This window comes from Acinetobacter cumulans, from assembly GCF_003024525.3.
GTDB lineage: Bacteria > Pseudomonadota > Gammaproteobacteria > Pseudomonadales > Moraxellaceae > Acinetobacter > Acinetobacter cumulans.
Genome location: NZ_CP035934.2, coordinates 245,093 through 262,593 on the forward strand (window position 1 = coordinate 245,093; position 17,501 = coordinate 262,593).

At 42.3% G+C, this 17,501-nt stretch carries 10 protein-coding genes, 2 tRNA genes and 2 rRNA genes; 9 read left to right on the forward strand and 5 right to left on the reverse strand.

Annotation, left to right across the window (positions count from 1 at the left end; translation table 11 throughout):
• The first annotated feature begins 17 nt into the window (after positions 1 to 17).
• The 7 genes from C9E88_RS01115 to C9E88_RS01145 all read left to right on the forward strand — a co-directional run bounded on the left by C9E88_RS01115 (position 18) and on the right by C9E88_RS01145 (position 9,268).
• Positions 18 to 94 (forward strand) — tRNA-Ile (locus C9E88_RS01115).
• Positions 95 to 169: 75 nt separating this feature from the next.
• A tRNA-Ala gene (locus C9E88_RS01120) sits at positions 170 to 245 on the forward strand.
• 449 nt (positions 246 to 694) lie between these two features.
• Positions 695 to 3,587 (forward strand): 23S ribosomal RNA (locus tag C9E88_RS01125).
• A gap of 196 nt (positions 3,588 to 3,783) precedes the next feature.
• Positions 3,784 to 3,898: ribosomal RNA gene (gene rrf / locus C9E88_RS01130) — 5S ribosomal RNA — on the forward strand.
• Positions 3,899 to 4,832: 934 nt separating this feature from the next.
• Positions 4,833 to 5,672, forward strand: a complete 840-nt coding sequence (locus tag C9E88_RS01135) for a M48 family metallopeptidase (protein ID WP_227865841.1) — start codon at positions 4,833 to 4,835, stop codon at positions 5,670 to 5,672.
• 197 nt (positions 5,673 to 5,869) lie between these two features.
• Complete coding sequence (locus C9E88_RS01140; protein WP_106983830.1) at positions 5,870 to 8,281, forward strand: YgiQ family radical SAM protein; 2,412 nt, start codon at positions 5,870 to 5,872, stop codon at positions 8,279 to 8,281.
• 447 nt (positions 8,282 to 8,728) lie between these two features.
• A complete protein-coding gene (locus C9E88_RS01145; protein WP_106983831.1) occupies positions 8,729 to 9,268 on the forward strand; it encodes a DUF2726 domain-containing protein in 540 nt (179 codons plus the stop codon).
• Between the two features lie 74 nt (positions 9,269 to 9,342).
• On the opposite strand, the gene C9E88_RS01150 is transcribed toward C9E88_RS01145, so the two are convergent.
• The 4 genes from C9E88_RS01150 to mdtD all read right to left on the reverse strand — a co-directional run bounded on the left by C9E88_RS01150 (position 9,343) and on the right by mdtD (position 13,560).
• Positions 9,343 to 9,708 carry a RidA family protein gene (locus tag C9E88_RS01150; protein ID WP_106983832.1) on the reverse strand — a complete coding sequence of 122 codons (366 nt, stop codon included), beginning with the start codon at positions 9,706 to 9,708 and terminating at the stop codon, positions 9,343 to 9,345.
• Positions 9,709 to 10,209: 501 nt separating this feature from the next.
• Positions 10,210 to 11,265 (reverse strand): DNA polymerase IV, encoded by a 1,056-nt coding sequence (dinB, locus tag C9E88_RS01155; protein ID WP_106983834.1) that lies wholly within the window; start codon positions 11,263 to 11,265, stop codon positions 10,210 to 10,212.
• A gap of 28 nt (positions 11,266 to 11,293) precedes the next feature.
• Positions 11,294 to 12,007 (reverse strand): glycoside hydrolase family 25 protein, encoded by a 714-nt coding sequence (locus C9E88_RS01160; protein ID WP_227865910.1) that lies wholly within the window; start codon positions 12,005 to 12,007, stop codon positions 11,294 to 11,296.
• 161 nt (positions 12,008 to 12,168) lie between these two features.
• Complete coding sequence (gene mdtD, locus C9E88_RS01165) at positions 12,169 to 13,560, reverse strand: multidrug transporter subunit MdtD (protein ID WP_106983836.1); 1,392 nt, start codon at positions 13,558 to 13,560, stop codon at positions 12,169 to 12,171.
• Between the two features lie 307 nt (positions 13,561 to 13,867).
• Here mdtD and C9E88_RS01170 point away from each other — a divergent pair, with 307 nt between their 5' ends.
• Positions 13,868 to 14,833, forward strand: a complete 966-nt coding sequence (locus tag C9E88_RS01170) for a hypothetical protein (protein WP_106983837.1) — start codon at positions 13,868 to 13,870, stop codon at positions 14,831 to 14,833.
• A gap of 75 nt (positions 14,834 to 14,908) precedes the next feature.
• Here the strand turns inward: C9E88_RS01170 and C9E88_RS01175 are convergent, their stop codons facing one another.
• On the reverse strand, positions 14,909 to 15,529 hold the full coding sequence (locus C9E88_RS01175) for an LOG family protein (RefSeq protein WP_106984090.1): 621 nt from the start codon (positions 15,527 to 15,529) through the stop codon (positions 14,909 to 14,911).
• Positions 15,530 to 15,848: 319 nt separating this feature from the next.
• On the opposite strand from C9E88_RS01175, the gene C9E88_RS01180 reads away from it, so the two are divergent.
• Complete coding sequence (locus tag C9E88_RS01180; protein WP_106983838.1) at positions 15,849 to 17,432, forward strand: TerC family protein; 1,584 nt, start codon at positions 15,849 to 15,851, stop codon at positions 17,430 to 17,432.
• Positions 17,433 to 17,501 lie beyond the last annotated feature (69 nt).

Consider the following 17,501-nt stretch of genomic DNA (forward strand, 5'->3'; position numbering starts at 1 on the left):
CATGACGATGTATCTGAGGGTCTGTAGCTCAGTTGGTTAGAGCACACGCTTGATAAGCGTGGGGTCACAAGTTCAAGTCTTGTCAGACCCACCAAATCTGACTAACGAAATATTTGAATAAAATATGAGAGCAAACAGAAAACAGAGACATTGACTTAATTGATAAGCTGGGGACTTAGCTTAGTTGGTAGAGCGCCTGCTTTGCACGCAGGAGGTCAGGAGTTCGACTCTCCTAGTCTCCACCATACATCGCAAAGCGATGTATAAAAGACAAGTTAATAAATGAACAGTCAGCTGACTGTTAGTTTAGTCTTTAAGCGATCAAGTGCTTAGGTTATAGAGCTTAGCAACAAACTAGCGTAGAATGCGCTTCATTGTTATTAAGCTCTGTGATTTATCACAGCAACATGACCTGACGAAGGCATGTTAAATCATTAACAGAATATATTTGAGTTGAAATAATTTGTTCATACTCATAACTGACATTAACACTAACAGTGATTTATTACTGTGATGTGAAGATAGAAGCTATGAGTTACTAGCGAAATTAACTGAATCAAGCGTTTTGGTATATGAATCTAATTGAAGCTGTACAGTGCTTAAATGCACAAGACGCCAACTGTATGAGTAAGTCGTAAGACAAACTCTGTTGCTTATCCTACTTGTAAGGATAAACGACTGTTTGGGGTTGTATAGTCAAGTAATTAAGTGCATGTGGTGGATGCCTTGGCAGTCAGAGGCGATGAAAGACGTAATAGCCTGCGATAAGCTTCGGGGAGGCGGCAAATATCCTATGATCCGGAGATTTCTGAATGGGGAAACCCACCTATCGTAAGGTAGGTATCGCAACATGAATACATAGTGTTGCGAGGCAAACGAGGGGAAGTGAAACATCTCAGTACCCTTAGGAAAAGAAATCAATTGAGATTCCCTCAGTAGCGGCGAGCGAACGGGGAACAGCCCATTAAGTCATATAAGTTCTAGTGGAATGCTCTGGGAAGTGCAACCATAGTGGGTGATAGTCCTGTACACGAAAGGGCTTATATGATGATGTCGAGTAGGGCGAGGCACGTGAAACCTTGTCTGAATATGGGGGGACCATCCTCCAAGGCTAAATACTCCTGACTGACCGATAGTGAACCAGTACCGTGAGGGAAAGGCGAAAAGAACCCCTGTGAGGGGAGTGAAATAGATCCTGAAACCGCATGCATACAAGCAGTGGGAGCCGACTTGTTCGGTGACTGCGTACCTTTTGTATAATGGGTCAGCGACTTACATTCAGTAGCAAGGTTAACCGTATAGGGGAGCCGTAGGGAAACCGAGTCTTAATAGGGCGTTTAGTTGCTGGGTGTAGACCCGAAACCAGGTGATCTATCCATGAGCAGGTTGAAGGTTGGGTAACACTAACTGGAGGACCGAACCCACTGTCGTTGAAAAGCCAGGGGATGACTTGTGGATAGGGGTGAAAGGCTAATCAAACTTGGTGATAGCTGGTTCTCCCCGAAAGCTATTTAGGTAGCGCCTCGGACGAATACCATTGGGGGTAGAGCACTGTTTCGGCTAGGGGGTCATCCCGACTTACCAAACCGATGCAAACTCCGAATACCAATGAGTACTATCCGGGAGACAGACTGCGGGTGCTAACGTCCGTAGTCAAGAGGAAAACAATCCAGACCGCCAGCTAAGGCCCCTAAATTATAGTTAAGTGGGAAACGATGTGGGAAGGCATAGACAGCTAGGAGGTTGGCTTAGAAGCAGCCACCCTTTAAAGAAAGCGTAATAGCTCACTAGTCGAGTCGGCCTGCGCGGAAGATGTAACGGGGCTAAAACTATATGCCGAAGCTGCGGATTTGCAATTTATTGCAAGTGGTAGGGGAGCGTTCTGTAAGCCGATGAAGGTGGATTGAGAAGTCTGCTGGAGGTATCAGAAGTGCGAATGCTGACGTGAGTAACGACAAAACGGGTGAAAAACCCGTTCGCTGAAAGACCAAGGGTTCCAGTCCAACGTTAATCGGGGCTGGGTGAGTCGACCCCTAAGGCGAGGCCGAGAGGCGTAGTCGATGGGAAATTGGTTAATATTCCAATACTTCTGTGTAATGCGATGAGAGGACGGAGTAAGTTAAGTCAGCCTGGCGTTGGTTGTCCAGGTGAAAGGATGTAGGCATGTATCTTAGGCAAATCCGGGGTACTCTATGCTGAGATCTGATAGCAAGCTGTACTTGTACAGTGAAGTGGCTGATACTATGCTTCCAGGAAAAGTCTCTAAGCTTCAGTTACACAGGAATCGTACCCGAAACCGACACAGGTGGTCAGGTCGAGTAGACCAAAGCGCTTGAGAGAACTCTGCTGAAGGAACTAGGCAAAATGGTACCGTAACTTCGGGAGAAGGTACGCTGCTGACGGTGATGGAACTTGCTTCCTGAGCTATCGGCAGCCACAGAAACCAGGCCCCTGCAACTGTTTATTAAAAACATAGCACTCTGCAAACACGAAAGTGGACGTATAGGGTGTGATGCCTGCCCGGTGCTGGAAGGTTAATTGATGGGGTTAGCGTAAGCGAAGCTCTTGATCGAAGCCCCAGTAAACGGCGGCCGTAACTATAACGGTCCTAAGGTAGCGAAATTCCTTGTCGGGTAAGTTCCGACCTGCACGAATGGCATAATGATGGGGGCGCTGTCTCCAGCAGAGGCTCAGTGAAATCGAAATCGCCGTGAAGATGCGGTGTACCCGCGGCTAGACGGAAAGACCCCGTGAACCTTTACTGCAGCTTGACATTGAACTTTGATCTTACTTGTGTAGGATAGGTGGGAGGCTTTGAAGCAGCGACGCTAGTTGCTGTGGAGCCAATCTTGAAATACCACCCTGGTAATATTGAGGTTCTAACTCTGCTCCATTATCTGGAGCGAGGACCATGTCTGGTGGGTAGTTTGACTGGGGCGGTCTCCTCCTAAAGAGTAACGGAGGAGTACGAAGGTGCGCTCAGCGTGGTCGGAAATCACGCGTAGAGTATAAAGGCAAAAGCGCGCTTAACTGCGAGACCCACAAGTCGAGCAGGTACGAAAGTAGGTCTTAGTGATCCGGTGGTTCTGTATGGAAGGGCCATCGCTCAACGGATAAAAGGTACTCTGGGGATAACAGGCTGATACCGCCCAAGAGTTCATATCGACGGCGGTGTTTGGCACCTCGATGTCGGCTCATCTCATCCTGGGGCTGAAGCAGGTCCCAAGGGTATGGCTGTTCGCCATTTAAAGAGGTACGCGAGCTGGGTTTAGAACGTCGTGAGACAGTTCGGTCCCTATCTACCGTGGGCGCTGGAAATTTGAGAGGATCTGCTCCTAGTACGAGAGGACCAGAGTGGACGAACCTCTGGTGTACCGGTTGTGACGCCAGTCGCATCGCCGGGTAGCTATGTTCGGAAGGGATAACCGCTGAAAGCATCTAAGCGGGAAGCCTACCTCAAGATAAGATTTCCCTAGGAATTTATTCCTCTAAAGAGCCGTTGAAGACTACGACGTTGATAGGTTGGATGTGGAAGTGCGGTGACGCATGAAGCTGACCAATACTAATTGCTCGTGAGGCTTGACTATACAACACCCAAACAGTTGTTGTACGAACTGCGCAAGCAGTGAGCAGAGATTGATTCATTAAAGACCAAACGGTCTTGAAATACTTGATTCAGCTAACGCTAGAACATACAATTCGACTCAGATATGATCTGTTAATAACTCATTTGACGAAAGTTCGGCATCCAAGTAAGACCAAACGAGTAAGCATCCAAGTTGTGCTGGCGACAATAGCAAGAGTGAACCACCTGATCCCTTCCCGAACTCAGAAGTGAAACCTCTTAGCGCTGATGGTAGTGTGGGGTTACCCATGTGAGAGTAAGTCATCGCCAGCTCATTATTCGAAACACCCCCTGACTAGTGCAGGGGGTGTTTTTTTATGTGTGAAATATTTTAGAAATTAGAAAAATTGGAATGTTATAAATAAAGAATATACAGAAAGAGGGCTTGGAGGCTACTAGAAGGCTGGCTCAGAAAGCGTGTAGGGCAGGGCGAGCTATCAGTGTTGAGGATATGTCCATTGCAGTGTTTTTAACGCTAAGAGGCTCAATAGTATGATCGAGTGAGCTTAGCATCTGCAAATCCATTGATCATTCAGCTTATTATAAAGCAGTTAAAATGATGGCTAATATCAATATATCTGTGTGCTCATAATAATCTTATGAGAGCTATAAGGTTAAATTTATAAGTAATATTGCTCATTTATATTTATGCTATTTGGCATTTTTTAGGCTTTCACATGGTAATGGTATTTATTTTTTTAGGCGAAATCTAGATTTTTTCGCCAAATTTGACGATTTTAAGCTCGTTTTTTACATAAAAAAGAGCAATTTTTTGAAAGTAATTTCATTTTTGTTGCTATCGAGGATAGATTTCAATACGACCAAAGTTATGTTTGGCGAAAAAAAACAGCAAAAATTGTAATTTTATAAAGTGCGAATCGTATCTCATTTGTAATGTGAAAAACTATCAATTTAATAAGAAAATGTGAAATATAACCAATAAATAGACTTTATTAATACAAAATGACTATTATTTGAAATAGTATGAACTACATCATATTATTCATATTAAATTTGAATAATGATTCAAATTTATAGATATTTATGAGGGTGTTAATGTTTTTTATATTAATATAAGTTTTTGAAAAACAATAAATAAAAATATTTTTAAGCATTCATTGGTCTTCCGATGAATGGCTTTGATTTTTTAGTTCTAATTAACTTTAATATGCTTATTCCCACAGTATTTAATAGCCAAAGGTGATTTATGAGAAATCTTAATTTTTTAGCGATGACACTAGGCTGTTTGTTGTTTACTGGTTGCATGAGTACTACAAAAATGGGTACGGCTGGTGCTGAGCGTAAACAATTTATGGTGATTCCTGAAAAAGTATGGAATGCACAATCGGATAAATCTTATAAACGGTTTGTGAATCAAGCAAAAGATAAGCAAGTTTTAGTGATTGACCGTAAATTGGATCATGTACTAGAAAATCTTAAATCTGAAGCTGATGTTTTTCGTACTGGGGCGAAAGCTTGGAATTGGGATATCAAAGGGAATTTAAATGGTGAGTTAAATGCACACTCATTACCAGGTGGCAAAATTATTGTGAATACGGGTTTGTATTGGGGATTAAAGCTGAATGAAGATGAGCTTGCATTTGTAATTGCGCATGAAATGGCACATTCACTCCGCGATCATAACCGTGAAAAAGCATCAATTATGTTGGCAAGTAATGTTGCGCTATTAACGGCTACAGCTGGCGTTGGCGGTATTGCTTCAGCAGCGGCAAGTGCTGCGAGCCAAACAGCGATGATTCCACAAGGTTGGAACATTGAGGTTGAAGCAGATCTTATTGGTTTAGATATTATGTCACGTGCAGGATATAACCCTGATGCAGCCGTGAAATTCTGGAATAAGTTCCAAGCCGAAAGTATTCGTCGCAAAGCATATAATGTTAAACCATTAATGAATGATGATTTATTTGCAAAACGTATGGCCAATATTGAAAAAAACCTACCTGCTATGCAAGTAAAATATGAACAAGCTTTAGCAGTGAAAGGGCAGGCAGATCGTTATACGACACAAACAATTGTAAAAAACTAATATGTACATGTTCCAAGTTTAGGGCGCCTCCAGGCGCTCTTTTTTTTATGTGCTGTCTGTATGAAATTATAATTATTAGTTAACAGGTTTTGTATAAATTATAATCAAGCAAGCTGAATGGAATTCATGGTAAAATGATCGGCTTTCATCTTTGATCTACTTTTGATCTTCCATCTGCCAGCCGAGAATTGCTAGCCATGTCTACTGCTTATACCATGCAGACAGCGCCTAAAGCGTTGTTTGATTACGACAAATATTGGGCGTCATGCTTTGAACCAGCGCCCTTTTTGCCGATGTCACGTGAGGAAATGGACCAACTCGGTTGGGATAGTTGTGACTTCATTTTTGTTTGTGGTGATGCTTATATCGATCATCCATCATTTGTGACAGGTATTATTGGTCGTACTTTGGAAGCTCAAGGTTTTCGCGTAGGTATTATTTCGCAACCTGATTGGACTTCTGCTGAAGCATTTAAAGTGCTGGGTAAACCGAATATTGCCTGGGGTGTATCGGCAGGCAACATGGACTCTATGATCAACCGTTATACGGCTGACCGTAAAATCCGTTCAGATGATGCTTATTCGCCAGATAATCTGCCAAATAAACGCCCAGACCGTGCCGCAACAGTATATTGCCAGCGTGTCCGTGAAGCTTATCCTGATGTTCCTGTGCTTTTAGGTGGTATTGAAGGTTCATTACGTCGTATTGCACATTATGACTATTGGTCAGATAAAGTGCGTCGCTCAATTTTGATGGATTCAAAAGCCGATTTACTCATGTATGGTAATGGTGAGCGTTCAATCATTGAGGTGATGCATCGTTTAGCCAAAGGCGAAAAAATCCACGAGATTACCGATGTTCGTGGTACTGCATTTATTATTAATAAGCATAATCGCGCGTCAAAAGCGAAGTTTGTAGAAATCGCATCCAATGATGTGGATACTATTGGTCGCGTTGATCCCATCATCAACCCTTATGTCATGACCGAAGATTTAGATGGTTGTGAGATTGAACAAGATAAAGGCAACAGCTTAGCCAATTATCAAAACTTCCAAAAAGAATTGGTTGCTAATCCAATTGTGCGTGAAGGTGATCAACTTGATAGCGACACGCAAATTGTACAGCTACAGCCCTCATCGAAAGCAATTAAACACAAATTACCACCGCGTGAGTTAGCTGTAATTCGTTTGCCTGCTTTTGAAGAGGTGGTGAATGACCCTGTGCTTTATGCACATGCTAACCGTATTTTACATTTGGAAACCAATCCAGGTAATGCACGTGCTTTGGTACAAAAGCATGGCGAACGTGATGTTTGGTTAAACCCACCGCCAATTCCGTTAACTACGGAAGAAATGGATTATGTCTTTGATTTTCCATACGCGCGTTTACCACATCCATCTTATGGTCAAGCACGTTTTCCAGCGTTTGACATGATTAAGTTCTCTGTGAACATTATGCGTGGCTGTTTTGGTGGTTGTACCTTCTGCTCGATTACCGAACATGAAGGTCGTATCATTCAAAACCGTTCTGAAGAATCGATTTTGCGTGAAGTTGAAAAGATTCGCGACACTGCGCCAGGCTTCACAGGGATTATTTCAGACTTAGGTGGTCCAACGGCAAATATGTACCGTTTGGCATGTAAAGATCCTGAAATTGAAAAGAACTGTCGTAAGCCATCATGTGTATTCCCAGGGGTTTGCCAAAACTTACATACTGATCACGCACCTTTAACTCAGCTCTACCGTAAGGCACGTGCATTAAAGGGTATTAAAAAGATTTTGATCGGCTCTGGTTTGCGTTATGACCTAGCGGTGCTTAATCCTGAATATGTCAAAGAGTTGGTGACACATCATGTCGGTGGTTATTTAAAAATTGCACCTGAACATACCGAAAAAGGCCCATTATCGAAGATGATGAAACCTGGTATTGGTACTTATGACCGCTTTAAGCAAATGTTTGATCGCTTTAGTAAAGAAGCAGGTAAAGAGCAATATCTGATTCCTTACTTCATTGCGGCGCATCCGGGTACAACCGATTACGATATGATGAACCTTGCTGTTTGGTTGAAAAAGAACGGTTTCCGTGCCGATCAGGTACAAACCTTCTATCCATCACCAATGGCAACAGCAACGACCATGTACTACACGGGTAAAAACCCGCTGGCGAAAGTCGCGCGTTATACTGAAGATGTAGATATTGTGAAAGGTGAGAAGCGACGTCGTTTGCATAAAGCATTCTTACGTTATCATGATCCAAATAACTGGCCATTATTACGTGAAGCTTTGAAGGAAATGGGTCGCCAAGATTTGATTGGTAATTCTAAGCAACATTTGATTCCAACCTATCAGCCTGCAAGTGTAGAAGGTGAATACAAGTCAGCACGTAAGAAAAATTCAAGCGTGGCGGGCGATTCACAAAAACGTACTGGTGAGCAAGGTAATCGCACGAAGGCTGCACAAGGTCAACGCCCTTCAAATACCAAAAAACGCCCAGAACAAGGTCAGATTTTGACGCAGCATACAGGTTTACCGCCACGTGAAACAGGTGACAAAAAACCTTTTTCTGGTAGTCAAACGAAAGGAAAGTCTAAGTCTAAATCACGTGCTTAAAGTTCATATTAAAATTTAAAAAAAGGATGCTTCGGCATCCTTTTTTATGTGCTTGATTTAGGTGTTCGACATGAACCCTATATTGGTCTTGGTTTTTATGCATTTGGTGCTGAAAATATGGTGAGATGGACATCTGGTATGCATTTTGTCGGAATTGTGGTTGGGTTTTAAATCTGTGCTTGCCAGCTTTTCTGCGAATGATCTACAGTGTGAAATAGGGCAAATGATTTGCCTTTGCTGTTCTAGTCCAATGGATTGAATATTTGAAAGTTACGCTATTTTGTAAATTTGGATATGTTTTTCGTGAGGATTGGAAGCAAATTGATGATTTGGACAATTTAAAATAAAACAGACTGTACACTCGATAGAATATCCCAGCGTTTTGATGGTGGGTAAAGCTAGTGGTGCAGTCCGAATGATTATAAGAAATGTAAAGGATTATGTAACATGGCAATTTATATTGTAATAGGGAGTATTTTACTCCTCTGTATGCTAATGATTGCTTGGAAAAGTTTAGAAACTGGAGAAAAGCAACAGGATAGCGCGCTTAAACAACGTGCGATCTTTAATATCAATGAGCAATTGACCTATACACGGCTTAAGGAAATTTTACCGAGCCATATTGTATTGGCACATGTTTCTTTTGATGCCTTATTAACAACCAAATATTATCGGACACGTAATAAATACCGTAATATGGTCGCTGATTTTGTTATTTTAGATCAAAATCAACAAGTAACTGCAATTGTAGCAGTGGATGATCCTATGGTTCTCAAACGTCCACAGCTTGCACAATATCAAGATGCGCTATTGGAAATGGCGGGATACCGTGTAGTGCGATATGACGATGTACCAGAGTATTTTCAACTTCGGGAAGATTTCTTAAATCCGAATGCTCCAATTTTAAATACGCCGACTGTCAATGGTTTAAAGAAATATCACCTTTATTCTGATTTAGAGCGCAAGAAAGTGAAGTTATTGAGTTAGCTGTTCAAGTCGGTATATCAATCATTTTTTTAAAAGCATGCAGAAGCATGCTTTTTTATTTTTAAATTAACGATTTAAGCTGTTGCGACTGGCTTAATAGCCACAACGGTCATTTCAACCAATACTTCAGGTAAATACATTTTTGCTTCTACACAGGTGCGGGGTAAGGCCTCGATGTCTGCTACCCATGCATCCCAAACTTCATTAAAAGCGGCGTAGTCTTGCTCAATATCCTTTAAATATATGGTCACAGACATGATCTGACTTTTATCTGTGCCAGCATCTGCCAAAAACTGGTCAATAATGTCGAGGGTTTGTTGGGTTTGGCCTCGAATATCTAAGCTGGTATCTGTGGCAAGTTGACCTGCCAAATGGACTAAATTTCCAGCGATAGCAATTTCAGAAAAGCGCGAAGAGACATGAAGTCTTTGTATGGTCATGAATTTAGTCCTGTGTTTTGTGCATTTAAGGCCTTAAACAATCTTAACGTAGCCAAATCACCAATTAAACTAGCAAATAGCACATTTCATGCTGATCCAAACGGTTGGCAACCCAAGCAAAAAACAGAATGTTTATACAGTGTATTGCACCCATCATGAGGGATAAAGCTGTAGCAATTGACGATAATAGTGCTAAACAATTTAAAGCGTCTTTATGCGCATATTTTTTTAAAAGCTGGTTTAGCTGAAGGGGGGAGGCAGGAGACATGCAACATGCAAGAGAAGTGTTCCATGAATGACAGCAGAGATGTCCTGCAATATTCGGATTGATCGTCACGCCAACTACAGGACATTATGCTGAAAGTAAAGGTGATTTTCAGCATCTCAGCGTATACATGGATAAATGCACCGCGCTGATAGATTACTCTATATTGTGGCAATGTGAAGTATAAATTGCTTTAATTTTATTCTTTTGTGTAAAAGTTGAGCGTTAAGAAGGAACTAAAGCAGTGAAAGCTGGGCATCGGCTTGTACTTCACTCAATTGATACACGCCAATACCAATTAAACGAAATTGCAAATTTGGAGCGATATGCATTTCTTCTAATAGTTGCGTAAGGGCTTGATGCAGTTCTTGTTTACTGTGTAAGACGTGTTTAAAGCTTTTACTGTGTTGGATGACTTGGAAATTTTTCAGCTTAAGTTTGGCTGATACACCACGGGCGTGAAGTTGTTTTTTTTCGAGGGCATTCCAGACTTGATCAATCAGTTTGGGCCAATAAGGCAGGCATTGTTGTAGATTATAATCTGCATCAAATGTGGTTTCTTTCGAGATTTGCTGCCGTTGACGTTCGCTTTGAACAGCTCGCTCATCAATGCCTTGTGCATATAAAAATAATTGTTTGCCATATTTGCCAAAGTGTTGGATCAGCAGATTTTCATCTACTTGTTGTAAATCGCCAAGTGTTTCTAAATTTAGGCTTTTAAGTTTTTCTTGCGTGACTTTGCCTACCCCTGGAATTTTCTTGAGCGCCAAGTGCTGGATAAATTGTTGTACCTGATTGGGTTTAATTACACAAATGCCATTAGGCTTATTCCAATCTGAGGCAATTTTGGCCAAAAATTTATTGGGCGCAACGCCAGCAGAGGCGGTGAGTCCTGTGGTATTAAAAATATCGGCACGGATCTGTTCAGCAACCGCAGTTGCACTGGGCAGGTTTTGCAAATTTTCAGTCACATCTAAATAGGCTTCATCTAGCGAGAGTGGTTCAATTTGCGTGGTATAACGCTGAAAAATTTGGTGGATTTGTGCTGATACTGCTCGGTATTTATCAAAATTTGGTTCAATAACGGTCACTTGTGGGCAGAGCTTAAGCGCTTGGCTCATCGACATGGCTGAGCGCAGGCCAAATTCACGCGCAGGATAGGAGGCCGCACAAATCACAGCCCGTGGATGGTGTGAAGATACCACCACAGGTAAATGGCTCAGCTCGGGACGCTCTCTTAACTCTACAGAGGCATAAAAAGCGTCCATATCAATATGGATAATTTTGCGCATAGGCGGATCTTAAGTGCTTAGGTCGAACTTATTTTGGAGCAGTCTTTTGTTTAAGTTGAGGTGGATAGAGGCCATTTTTGAGTAAAAAAGCCTGCCATTGTTTTTGGCTTCCCTGAAACACATTGAGGTCAACTGTGGTGGCAATCCCGCGTATTTGACCTTGATTGGTATGCTGCCAAAATAGCCACTCAGGTTGGTCTTTTAAATCAGGCTTGCCTTTGTATTCACGTACCCAAAGTGGGGTATTGCGAAACTCACCTGCCAACACAATATTATAAAAAGACTTCGACACATAAAAAATGGGCTGCTTACCATAGTGCTGTGCCAAACGATCATGCATGTATTGAATTTCTTGCAGCATTTGTTGTTTGCTATACGTATTTATACATTGACTGTCATATTCGAGGTCAATCACAGGGGGCAAGGCATCGTCTTTATTGGGTACGGTTGCAATAAAGTTTTCAGCCTGAATTTTGCCATCACGACATAACCGGTAAAAGTGGTAGGCACCAACTAAAAAACCACGTTCACGGGCTTGCAACCAGTTGTCTTGGAACTTGGTGTCTTTGAAGTCGCCACCTTCGGTGGCTTTCAAGTACACAAATTGAAATTTTTCAGGGGAGATTTTATTCCACTGAATATCCTTTTGATGATGTGAAACGTCGAAGCCTTTGACTGGATACTCTTCTGCACTGGCAGGTCGATGAGGCACCAACAGCATATAAATCAGTAGGGCGATCATCGCTAGACCTGTGACACCGATATAGGGTGTGTATGATCTGAGTGCAGATGATTTTTTCATAAGAGATCAAAGTCTTTTAAAGAGATCTCTATGATAGCGCGAAGTTTCTAAGCACACTATGTACTTTCTGCATCGAGTAAGACGACAGATGATTTGTCGCATTAAACCGCCGTATGTTTGGGGATTTGCCAAAAAATAAGCGCAGTAATGAGGTTGATGGCTCCTAAACACATTAGCGTGATATGGAATGCATTGAGCACATGCGAGCTGCCATAATAGGCCATAAACATATTGACCAATGTGCCTGCCAATGCCACGCCAATACTCATAGATACCATCATGATCATAGAAAGGAAGCTGTTGCCACTACTGGCATCTTGTTGTGGCAAATCTTTTAAAGTAAGTGTGTTCATAGACACAAATTGCAATGAATTGAGTAGACCAAAAATAAAGAAATGACTGACCAATATCCACGTTGGGGTCGAAGGGGTGCTTAAGGCAAAACTGGCAATACAAGCTCCGACCAGTAAAGTATTGAGCAATAAGACATTGCGATAGCCAAAGCGTTGGATGATTGGGCGAATAAGCGGTTTAGAGGCCAAAGAACCTAAAACTGTTGGAATCATGAGTAAACCCGTCATTAAAGGTTCTAGGCCAAAGGCAACTTGGAGCATTAGAGGCAACAAGAAGGGCATGGCATTACCGCCCAAGCGCGCAAAAAAATTCCCCACAATTCCGATTGCATAAATGCGGTTTTTAAACATTTTACTGCGGAATAAGGCATTTTGGTGGGTGTGGGCATGGACCGCATAAAGCAGTGCAGCGATGAGACCTGCAAACATCAGGCCGAGGCTCCACTGCAGTGAATTTTCCACGCTGGCAAATTGTTCAATACCTAGGGTCAGGCCAGCCATGGCAATCACGAGAAGGATGAAGCCTGCAAAATCAAAACGCTGTACCGTGGGTTCAGTCACATTAGGCATGGCCTTGAATGCAATACAACATCCTAAAATACCCATGGGAAGATTAATCAGAAAAATCCAATGCCAACTGGTATTTTCCACCAACCAACCACCAAGTGTTGGACCTAAAAGGGGACCAATGAGACCAGCCAGACTCATTAAACTCATGGCCGATAAAAACTGCGTACGCGGAATGACCTTCAGCATGGCTAGACGGCCTACGGGTAATAGTAATGCACCACCAATGCCCTGAAGTACGCGAAAACATAATAATTCATTCAAAGAGCTCGACATGCCACAGCCCAATGAGGCCAAGGTAAAAATAATAATCGCGCTAAAATAAGTATTTCGAACCCCGAAGCGATCTGCTAGCCAACCACTGAGAGGAATACAGGCCGCCACAGCAAGCACATAAGCCACCACCACGCTGTGTAATTGGAGCGGGTCTTCTTGCAAGCTACCCGCCATGGCAGGAATGGCAGTATTTACAATTGTGGTGTCGAGCCCTTGCATAAAAAAGCCAATAGACACCAGCAAAACCAAAAGTCTAAATTCGGGTTGTAAGGCTTGATGTGTGGGCGTGGCATTCATAAGCAGGGCAAAAAATAACGGAGAATGATGTATAAGCAGTGTACGCAATGTACAGGGGAATAGACAGAAAATCATGTGCTAAAACCGTATCTTGGTTTTAGGCTTTTTAGATCAATTCCTCAAGTTGCTTGAACAGCAGGGCATGCAGTAGATGAGCTCTTAAATACGCGATTTGGGCTACGTTTCGGTTGTAAATACATAAAATACGAGGCTGAAATTGTTTGTCTTGCTATTTAGCTGTCATAATAGCTTCGAGTCCTTCAGTGTATGAGGGGCTTTTTCTGTACGGCAAAGGTATTCTGTTTTCATGACAATTGAAATCTTAATGGTGATTGGCTTTTGCTTAGCAGCCTATTCCATTGTTGGAAATGACGTTCCGCAAACTTTAGGCACGTTTATTTCTTCCAATGCACACCGCCCATGGTGGGTGTTATGGCTATATATCAGTACGATTTTAGTGGTGGTATTGATGTATGGCTGGTATGCATCAGGTACAGGCGATGCATCATACGGACGCTTGGAAACGATTCCATTCCCGAAAGAAGGCATTACGTGGTTATATATCGTGCCGCCGATTTTACTCATATTATTAACCAAATATGGGATTCCTGTGAGTACAACTTTCTTGGTGCTTACAATATTTTCGCCAAGTAGTTTGGGCTCGATGCTGACCAAATCGATGATGGGTTATGCGGTTGCTTTTGTGGTGGGCATTATTGTTTACCGCTTTGTGATTAAACAGATTTCGGTATATTTCAGTAAGACGCGTGATCAGGAGCCCTCACATATTTGGATTGGCTTACAGTGGATTTCTACGGCTTTTTTATGGAGCCAATGGTTAATTCAAGATTTAGCCAATATCTTTGTTTATCTGCCACGACAAGTGCCCTTAAGTTTTATGATTTTTGCCGTGAGCTTATTTGTGGTGCTTCTCGGTGTGATTTTGTACCAGCGGGGCGGGGCAATTCAAAAAATTATTGATACCAAAACTGGGGTTGCAGATATACGTTCTGCTACGATTATCGACTTTATTTACGCCTCAATTTTGTTGATATTTAAAGAGTGGAGCAATATTCCAATGAGTACCACATGGGTATTCTTAGGTTTACTGGCTGGTCGTGAGTTTGCGATGTCGATGCATTTACATGAGGTCAACAAGTACCGCACTTCACGTAATGTGAGTAAGGATGCGATGAAACTCATGATTGGTCTGATTATGAGTATTGTATTGGCCACCACTTTGCCTTGGTTCTATCAGCTTATTTCAGGTTGAGTCGAATAGATTAAGTTGAATGAAAAAAAGCGGACATGAGGTCCGCTTTTTTGATGTTTCATCTGAGAGGTGATGCTACACCACAAATTGTTTTGGACAATTTAGATTTTTTAAAGCATTTAAAATTTGTTTAGAGGAATTGCACACAATCAGTTTGGCACGATGTTGCGGTGGCAAAAATCCTTCTTGTACGGCATGGTCTAATTGAGCAATCAGTGCATCATAAAAGCCATTCACATTGTAGAGCATCATGGGTTTTTGGTGCTGATTCAGCTGCCCCCAAGTGGCAATTTCCAAAATTTCTTCAAAAGTACCTAAACCACCAGGCAAAGCAATAAAGGCACTGGCACGTTCAGCCATCATGGCTTTACGTTCATGCATGGTACGCACCACATGTAATTCGGTAAGGTTGTGGTGTGCAATTTCATAATCCAGCATAAATTCAGGGATTACGCCGACCGCTTCACCGCCATGTTGAATGACCGCATCGGCTACTTGGCCCATCAGTCCGATACTTGCACCACCATAGACCAAACCAAAGCCATGCTCTGCAATATTTTGGGCCAAAGCCACGGCTTTTTCTAAATAAATAGGGTTGTTGCCCGAGCGTGAGCCACAATACAGTGCAACAAGGGGAGTGGTTGTTTTAGGAGAGACTTCTTGTAATTGATTCGACATATTGAATACGCTGTTCATCATTGTTTTTATTACCTTAGCACGTTATTTTTAACGGCTCTAGCCTAACTTTTAAGGATGACGTATTTATGTCGAAGCGGGCTGTTTTGCACAAAAAAACGCAAATAGTCGTTGCATAAAAAAGATGAAATTTTGTCTCATCTTGATATACTAAAAACTTGTTTCACCAGATATGAACGAACATGGGCAGTGATAGTTGTCACTCGGCACGTATAAAATTTTTAGAAATAAATACTTCAATCGCCTCCGCGCGTCTTTTATTCCTCACACAACAGATTTCTCGTTGCGCCATTCAGGCTGAAATTCAGGAGCATCACTCATGATCTTTGAATGGATGTCAGACCCTTCTGCATGGGTAGGCTTACTCACCTTAGTGGTTTTAGAGATTGTACTGGGTATTGATAACCTCGTCTTTATTGCTATTTTGGCGGAAAAATTACCACCAGAACAACGAGATAAAGCACGTAAAGTCGGTTTGTTGCTCGCGCTATGTATTCGCTTAGTGTTGCTGGCATCGATTGCTTGGGTCATGACGCTGATCACACCACTGTTCCATGTCTTTGAGCATCCTTTCTCGGGACGTGATCTGATTCTGTTATTTGGTGGGGTATTTTTACTGTTTAAAGGCACGATGGAACTCCGTGAGCGCCTTGAAAACAAGCCAATGCTCAAAGAAGAAAATCCTGTGCATGCGACTTTCTGGATGGTGATTATTCAGATTGTGGTTCTTGATGCAGTGTTCTCGTTAGATAGCGTGATCACGGCAGTGGGTATGGTGAAGCAACTCCCCGTGATGATGATTGCGGTGGTCATTGCCGTTGGCATCATGCTCTTAGTTTCTAAACCGCTGATGAATTTCGTCAATCGTCATCCGACTGTGGTCATTTTGTGCCTATGTTTCTTAATGATGATTGGTTTTTCGTTATTGGTTGAAGGCTTCGGTTTCCATATTCCAAAAGGCTACTTATATGCTGCAATTGGTTTCTCTGTACTGATTGAATTCCTGAATCAGACTATGCGTCATAATCAGGAAAAAATGGTGACTACGACTGATTTACGTTACCGGACTGCTTCAGCTGTCATGCGTATGTTGGGCGGGAAAAGTGCCTCAGAAACTCAGAACGATAATCATGAAGACGTTTTGGCGACTCGTGCATTTGCCGATGAAGTCTTTGATGAAGACAATGGCGTGTACCACAGCGTGATGGTGCAGGGGGTATTGGGTCTGTCCGAGCGTCCTGTGAAATCAGTGATGACACCTCGTCCAGAGCTGGAATGGATTGATTTAGACGAAGATGCTGAATTTATTCGTGAGCAGTTATTAAGTACAACACATTCACGTTTGATTGTGGCACATGGCGAATTAGACAATATCGCAGGTGTGGTGTTAACGCACAAAATCATGAACGAATATATTGAAACAGGTGAGGTGAACTTTGAAAAGCACCTGCGTGAACCTGTGATTGTGCATGAAAATGCACAAGTGTTGATGGTGATGGAACAAATGCGTCAAGCACCGCTACAAATGGCGATTGTGTTAAATGAATATGGTTCAATCGAGGGGATTGCAACACCAATTGATGTGCTCGAAGCCATTGCAGGTGAGTTCCCAGATGAAGATGAACTCGATACCGTTGCAGAAAGTTTAGAAGACGGTACGTTGATGCTGGACGGTTCAACTGATATTCGCCATGTGTCCTTATTATTGGGCTGTGATTTGGTGGATGAGTCAGAGCAATATTCGACACTTTCTGGTTATATTTTATTTCACTTAGGGCGTTTGCCTGAAAATGGTGAAAAATTAACAGCGGATGATCATATTTTTGAAGTGGTGACGATGGACGGTCATAAAATTGACAAGGTTCATGTGATTAATGTGCATAACCCGAGTGAAGAGCACTAAACTTCAAAGTTAAATGGATCTATGCTTTTGCCCAAATAGCCCACTCAGTTGGGCTATTTTTAATTCAAT

Coding starts and splice junctions, on each gene's coding strand:
- C9E88_RS01170 (WP_106983837.1), top strand. CDS start 13,868: ATGACAATTGAAATCTTAATGGTGATTGGCTTTTGCTTAGCAGCCTAT.
- C9E88_RS01160 (WP_227865910.1), bottom strand. CDS start 12,007: ATGATCGCCCTACTGATTTATATGCTGTTGGTGCCTCATCGACCTGCC.
- C9E88_RS01135 (WP_227865841.1), top strand. CDS start 4,833: ATGAGAAATCTTAATTTTTTAGCGATGACACTAGGCTGTTTGTTGTTT.
- C9E88_RS01175 (WP_106984090.1), bottom strand. CDS start 15,529: ATGAACAGCGTATTCAATATGTCGAATCAATTACAAGAAGTCTCTCCT.
- mdtD (WP_106983836.1), bottom strand. CDS start 13,560: ATGAATGCCACGCCCACACATCAAGCCTTACAACCCGAATTTAGACTT.
- dinB (WP_106983834.1), bottom strand. CDS start 11,265: ATGCGCAAAATTATCCATATTGATATGGACGCTTTTTATGCCTCTGTA.
- C9E88_RS01145 (WP_106983831.1), top strand. CDS start 8,729: ATGGCAATTTATATTGTAATAGGGAGTATTTTACTCCTCTGTATGCTA.
- C9E88_RS01180 (WP_106983838.1), top strand. CDS start 15,849: ATGATCTTTGAATGGATGTCAGACCCTTCTGCATGGGTAGGCTTACTC.
- C9E88_RS01140 (WP_106983830.1), top strand. CDS start 5,870: ATGTCTACTGCTTATACCATGCAGACAGCGCCTAAAGCGTTGTTTGAT.
- C9E88_RS01150 (WP_106983832.1), bottom strand. CDS start 9,708: ATGACCATACAAAGACTTCATGTCTCTTCGCGCTTTTCTGAAATTGCT.